The sequence below is a fragment of the Pseudarthrobacter sp. AB1 genome (assembly GCF_014926485.1).
In the GTDB taxonomy this organism is placed as follows: Bacteria; Actinomycetota; Actinomycetes; order Actinomycetales; family Micrococcaceae; genus Arthrobacter.
In genome coordinates this window covers 1-4,765 of record NZ_PZKO01000056.1, presented here as the reverse complement: position 1 = coordinate 4,765, position 4,765 = coordinate 1, and the positions used below count along the sequence as shown (strand labels likewise).

At 63.4% G+C, this 4,765-nt stretch carries 5 protein-coding genes and 1 pseudogene; 1 reads left to right on the top strand and 5 read right to left on the bottom strand.

Annotated elements, in window-relative coordinates:
* Positions 1-20: 20 nt before the first annotated feature.
* The 5 genes from DAD99_RS15620 to DAD99_RS15600 form a co-directional block, all read right to left on the bottom strand.
* Positions 21-173 (bottom strand): hypothetical protein, encoded by a 153-nt coding sequence (locus DAD99_RS15620; protein WP_193342273.1) that lies wholly within the window; start codon positions 171-173, stop codon positions 21-23.
* 12 nt (positions 174-185) lie between these two features.
* Entirely contained in the window at positions 186-395 is a 210-nt protein-coding gene (locus DAD99_RS15615) for a hypothetical protein (protein ID WP_193342272.1), read from the bottom strand.
* Between the two features lie 35 nt (positions 396-430).
* Positions 431-1,027 carry a hypothetical protein gene (locus DAD99_RS15610; protein WP_193342271.1) on the bottom strand — a complete coding sequence of 199 codons (597 nt, stop codon included), beginning with the start codon at positions 1,025-1,027 and terminating at the stop codon, positions 431-433.
* Complete coding sequence (locus DAD99_RS15605; RefSeq protein ID WP_193342270.1) at positions 1,024-2,874, bottom strand: site-specific integrase; 1,851 nt, start codon at positions 2,872-2,874, stop codon at positions 1,024-1,026. Before DAD99_RS15605 ends, DAD99_RS15610 begins: the two co-directional genes overlap by 4 nt.
* On the bottom strand, positions 2,871-4,022 hold the full coding sequence (locus tag DAD99_RS15600) for a tyrosine-type recombinase/integrase (protein WP_193342269.1): 1,152 nt from the start codon (positions 4,020-4,022) through the stop codon (positions 2,871-2,873). The genes DAD99_RS15605 and DAD99_RS15600 overlap by 4 nt, the downstream gene beginning before the upstream one ends.
* 107 nt (positions 4,023-4,129) lie before the next feature.
* Between DAD99_RS15600 and DAD99_RS15595 the strand changes: the two are divergent.
* Positions 4,130-4,510 (top strand): annotated as a pseudogene (locus DAD99_RS15595) (PDDEXK nuclease domain-containing protein); the annotation flags it as partial.
* Positions 4,511-4,765 lie beyond the last annotated feature (255 nt).

Here is a 4,765-nt window from a genome sequence, read left to right as displayed (position 1 = left end):
GTTTTCGGTACTCCCAGGCACTAATCGTCGCGGATGACCTGCGGTTCCATGTTGTTGAGTGCACTGGCCGAGGTGAGGGCGGTCTGGCGGCGTGTGGTGGCCGGCAGCTGCTCAAAGAATGGCGATGACCCTGAGTCGTTGTTGCCAGGGACGAACCTGGAGACCTGCTCCACTGGTGTCAGGCGTCAGGCGTCGGGGTCGTGGCCGAGGATTGTGAGCAGATCCCGAAGCGACATCCTTACTTGCTCGTATCCGTGTTGATAGAAATGCGGGGTCATCTCGTGCAGGCCCGTGTCGTCGAGTTCGTGGATCATTTCCACTGTCTCCAGGATGAAGGCTTCGACCTCAGGGGGCAGCCGTCCCGGCCAGGCGGCGTTGACTTCCGTGTCGGTCACGATGTTGTGCCTTTCTCTTTCAATCAATTACAGACTCAAGCGTTCAGGCGGCGTGTGAGGTCGGTGTTGAGGCGCCGGGCGGCGTCCAGTTCCTCGTCGCGTTCGTTGAGCGCCAATTGAAGGGCGGCTGTCTGCTCGGACAGCTCGCGAATGCGTTTTTCACTGGCTGGGTCGATGTCCTGGGCGAGGCGGCCCAGTTCCGGCAGATTGTCCTGGACGGCGTGGCCGAGGACTTCACCGAGCCTGCGTTCCAGCGATTGCAGGCGCTGTTGCAGACGGTGATTAGCGGCGCGGCTGTTGGCCAGATCAGCCCGGGTCGTTGCCGCGGTGACCAGACCTTGCTCTTGGGCGTGGGCATCCCTGGAATCGAAGATGCGTGCCATGTGGGTGCGCAGATACTCGACAGGTCCCATGCCGAAGACCTGCGCGCAGAGAGCGCAGGGCTGCGACTCGTGGCGGTAGAGGAATGTTTCCGTCACAGCCGCTTTCCGGGCGATGCCGGCGGCGGAATCAGTGATGCCGCGGGCAACGCAGGCATCGATCGCGGTGCGGACGGCGCGATGCTTGGCTTCACTTTGCGTCCTCCGGTGGCGGAGCATGCCATCGGTCTGCTGTGCGCTCGAGGATGTCATCGCACTCTCCCAGTTGTCGGTGTCTGGAGGGGGCTCCGCAGCCGTTGAAAGGACCCGGCGAACAGTGTCGGCTCGTCGGTGCGCACGATTCCCAGCAGTTCCAACGGCACTGCTTGAGTGGTGCCGGCCCGGGCAGTCCGAACCTGTGCGACATAGGAGCTGATCTCGGCGCGTTCCTCTTCTGTCAGGTTTTTGAGTTCGCTTTCGCAGCGGCGGATCAGGAGCCGGACCCNGTCGATCTCCTCGGTGGAGGGCATGGCGCTGTCCCGGGCCCACGGTTCCAAGGCACTGTCATCGGCGGTAAGCCGTTCGCGCGAGATCAGCAGCTGGGTCAGGTATTCCCCGAGTTCGGGGAGATAGGAGGGATCGGTGCGAAAGTGTGAGCAGCCCAGGCAGCGCATCCGGTAGGGGCAGCTATGGCCGCCGGCCTTGACGTTGCTGGGTTCAACGCAAGTGCCAAAAGGAACAGCCACGGCGCCGACCTGGCCGCGGAGCTCTTCCTCGCGCTCGAGGGCGCGAAGCCCCGCGACGACAAGGGAACCGGTGTTGGTCAGCTGCAGCCGGCTGAGCCGGTTCATGGCCTCATGCCGGCGAGCATGCGTCATCCGGTAGTAGCCCTGCGTGGTGCCCGGTTTGGAGTGGCCGAGCAAGTCCTGCAGCACTTCAAGCGGGGTGCCGGCATCGGCGTGGTCTTGAGCCCACGTATGCCGCAGGGCATAGGGGTAAACCTTCTGGCGCGGGAACGGCCTGTTCCCGTTGACCGGTTCCTCAGCGCCTGCCGCCCTGCCGTCCTCATCCGTTTGCGGGCCGCGAAGCTCCGGCAGGGCTTCCACCCAACGTCGCAGCGAAACTTCCACCTGATAGGTCGCCACCGGGCGCTGGCCGGACTCGTTGTGGTGCGGATGCGGGAACAACGGAAGCCGCGCCCGATCCGTATCGGGGTATGCGGCCAACACCTGCTGGCGCTGGTCCTCGATCACCGCAGCCGTTTCAGAATTGATCGGAAGCCGGTAGGAAGTCAGACCAACCTTTGACATGTTGTGAATCAACACGGCGTGGGTGCGCTCTGCCCCGTTTTCATCGAGGAGCACGTTGTAGTCCAGGCACCCCTCCAGCGGCAGATGGTTCAACTCGCCGGGGCGCCTGCCGGTGCCGAGAGCGAGTTTGAACCAATTCACAGCCCACTTTCCAGCTCCTGATTCCAGCAGGGCCAGGGAGGCTGGTGCCATGAGCTGACGGACTACTTCTCTGGGCAACGCGTTGCTGGGCTCGTCCACGCCGCGGGTGAATCCTCGGGGATGGTCCCGACGAGTTAGAGCGAAGCTGTCAGGCAGTCCCGCAGCGGCACCGCCCGCATCAGTCAGCCCCCACTGGCGGATATCTTCCAGAACACAGTTGAGAAAACGTACGCAGCGTTGTTGCCCACTGCGGCTGAGCAACGCCGCTTCGCGAAGTTGTCCCAGCCGTATCAGGTGCGCCGTGAGGTCATCCCGGCCGAGCCGCCTGACGTCGCACCCGGCGTCCCCCCGTTCACGTAAGGTCGCGGAGAGCAAGGCGATCGCAAGGACCACATCGTCCAAGTAGCTGGCACTGACACGGCGAAGGGCACCGCGCAGCACCCACTCCTTCACAATCGATAGCAGCCACGGCTGGCTGACGTCTGTTGCGCCGCGACCGGCACGGTCGACACGGCCCCGGAACCGGGCATGGGCGGTGGCCGGGGCATATCCAAAAACCCTCAGGTCCCAGGTGTCCAGTGGACGTTGTGCCTCGATGGCCGCCGACAACGGGTGCCCCGCCAGCGGGTGAATTGCCGCTTGCTCGAGTAACCGTGCGACGGCCGTCATGAATGCAACTGGGATGTCAGCCGGTCAGTGAGACGGTCAACTGCCGCGCGGCGGCGGTCGTCGCTGACGTGGATGTACGGGTCGGCCGACGCTGGGCTGCTCCATCCCAGAAGGGCTTGCAGCTCATCGCGGGTGGTTCCCGACGCCAGATGCTCAGAAGCGGCGAAGTGCCGCAACATGTGGGGGTGGATATGTCGCAGACCCGTTGTCCGGGCGAGACGCTCGATGATCTTGTTGAGGTTGCGAGCCGTCATCGCGCATCCGCGGGTCGGCCCGCTCAGCGTAACGATGAGCATGTCGTTGTCCGCGGCCTCCTCGCAGCTGTCGCGCTCGAGCATGTAGCTGTCGTAAAGGGCCAGCAGAATCCCCGGCGCCGGGACGGCGAAGTCGAATTGAGCTTTAGACCAGGCGCCGTTCGGGTTGCGGCGGCGGACGACGTGGATATGTTCCCCCGGGACACGGCACAGACCGCTGTTGCCCGTCGGGGATGGCAGTCCGAGGCTGCCCGCGTCGCGCACGAGATGCAGATCCCGCCGTCGCAGTCCGAGCGCCTGTCCGGTTCGCATCCCGGTGAGTGCGAACAGAAGGATCAGGAACCGGTCGCGGGCGGTCATGGCGGCATCAAGAAGAGCTGTAACTTCAGTTCCCGTCGCCTGGTCAGGCGCCGTTGCTCGTCGGGACTCACGGCGCTTGTGGCGCACCCGCGGGCCTCTCGCCGAATGGAACTCCCGCTCGTCGGGGAGCTCGTATAAGTTGCTGAGAAGTCGGGCCGGCAGAGCACCCTCGGTGATTGCGAATCGGTAAAACTCACGCACGGCGACGAGTATCCGGTTGGCACGGCCCGCCGTTCGGGGCGAGCCGGCATTCCGCCCCGAAATCAGAGGTTCTGTCGCCAGATAGGCCGCGAACAGGTGAAGCTTTCGGGCGGCCTGCTCGAGGTCCCGCCCGCTTTGTTGTGACCAAGTCAGGAATAAGGCGATGGAGCTGGCGTACTGCGCGCTGGTCGTTTCGGCTTGTGCCCGTCCGAAGAAACGAACTTCAAGCCACCGGGACGCGAGCTCGTGCGGCCTGTATTCCTCGTCTACCACGCCGTAGTAGGCCCCGAGGTTCGGAGTCAGGATACGAAGACGTCGGTAGGCCACCGCCATAGCAACAGGATAGAAGCCTATGTGAGCGGTACCGAGAACCTCCCCCGCGTGTCGCTCGAACAGGGATCCGGCCAGTGAAGACCAGTGCTCAGCCGGTACCGAAAACAGACAACACCCTGGAGCGTACAGGGGCCGCGCCCTCGAACTTTGTGCAACACCTCGTTGCACCAGACTCAGAGCTCGCTCAGCAGGTAGCCAAAGACCCCTATAACTTCGAATTCCTCGGACTCTCAGGCGAAGTGGCCGAACGTGACCTCGAAAACGCCCTTACCAGCAGAATCACGGAAACGCTCCGCGAACTGGGCCCAGGCTTCGCCTTCGTCGGCCGGCAAGTCCACTTCGACGTCGACGGGGACGACTTCTACGTGGACCTACTCTTCTTCCATATTGAACAATCCCGCTACGTTGTCATCGAGCTCAAGACCGGGAAGTTCCAGCCCGAATATGCCGGTTATGCGCAGCGGGACGTTATGCCTTCTGCGGCATGATCGATGGTCCTCGGACGGGGCCCTCCTAGTAATGGCTTTGCATAACGATCCAGCCTTGAAGGGTGGCGCATAAGCGCCACGACTCAAGGTTGGAGGGCTGCAATGGAGAAGCAGATTGTCACGGTCGCCGATCTCGTGGGGGCGATCATCGCTGAGATGGAGCGGCGGAACTACAAGCCGTCCGTCATCAAGCAGTACCGCATCGTGTGGGACAAGCTGTGCGGGCACTCANGTGCGATGCCTGTGGGTGCCTTC